The organism is Vibrio sp. 10N.261.55.A7, assembly GCF_002877365.1.
Lineage (GTDB): Bacteria > Pseudomonadota > Gammaproteobacteria > Enterobacterales > Vibrionaceae > Vibrio.
Map to the genome: position 1 here is coordinate 1 of NZ_MCWZ01000155.1, position 1,204 is coordinate 1,204.

At 41.4% G+C, this 1,204-nt stretch carries 1 protein-coding gene; it reads right to left on the reverse strand.

Going from position 1 to position 1,204, the window contains the following annotated elements; translation table 11 throughout:
* Window positions 1-525 precede the first annotated feature (525 nt).
* On the reverse strand, window positions 526-1,203 hold the full coding sequence (locus tag BCU12_RS09365) for a hypothetical protein (protein WP_241909790.1): 678 nt from the start codon (window positions 1,201-1,203) through the stop codon (window positions 526-528).
* Window position 1,204 lies beyond the last annotated feature (1 nt).

A 1,204-nucleotide genomic window follows, 5' to 3' on the forward strand; every position in this document is an offset into this window, starting at 1 on the left:
GCTGATTTTTTCATAATATGTACCTTTCTAATTATTAAGCGGTCTGTCCGCTGATTTGTTAAGGTCATTATGAAAAACTATGAAGAATTAGTATGTGTACTAAGCTATCGCCTTTGTGTGATTAAAACACTGGCGAAGTGTTATTTAGGCGCTCTATATTGAACGATAAACTAGAACAGTTTCGGAACACAAAGCCCTGTACGCTTTTTCCATTCAGAAAACTCTGGATAGCGTGAAATAGACGCATCTTTTTTGATCATGTTTCTGACAAAAAATGTCCACCAATACGCTAACGCTACAAAAGGGATCCAGTGCACTGCTAGAATGGCAAAACCAAAATAAATAAGCATTTCACCGAAGTAGTTAGGGTACGATAATCATTGTTTACAGATTGCTTGGGGTAATAGTATCTGTGGCTCTATAAGGATTTAGAAGAATAGTACGCAGATGAGGTAGAAGAGTTACATGACGTAAAAGCTAGATGAAGATTGAACTGAAACGGGCTGCTAAGCAGCCCTATTGAGGTTAGAAATAGACGTTTGCCTGCAACCAAGCGACGCTGTCATTCTTAACATTTAACTTCTTGTTTTCAGCGGTATACTCTAATTTGGCTCCGATTGACGCGTTATCTAGCACCATGAAACCACCACCCACTTCAACTTGATTTAGGAACTCTTTGCTTTTCACGTTGTAAGTCGTTTTCGGGTTTGCGTATACCCAGTGTCCTGCGTCAAATCCGTACATGGCATAGACGCCCGCTTGACCCAAGCCTGACTCAGAAACTTTGTTATTTTTGATGTCAGTCTTCGTATAGCCAGCGGATAGCATTGGGAATACTGAGATATTGTCTGTTGCTTTGATTTTGTAGATAAGGCCGGCTAATACTGTGTTGCTGGTGGCTTTGTCTTTCTGGCCTTCAATCGTATTTTCACTGCCTAGTACATCCAATGAGTAACCTAACCCATCAGTGACATGGAAATAACGACCACGATAGCTTAAGTCCCCTTCTTTATTTGAGCGGCCAAGATCAAGTTGGAAGATGTTGCTGCCTAACCCAATCATGCCATTGAGTTGAGTCGTCTTGTCACTTGCGCTCACACCCACTGTTGTAAAGCTTGCTGTCGGGTCTCCGTAGTTTACATCTTCTGTCTTTTCTGTTTCTGCAAACGCTGAGCCTGTTGTTAGAGCGATTAAAATTGCGATA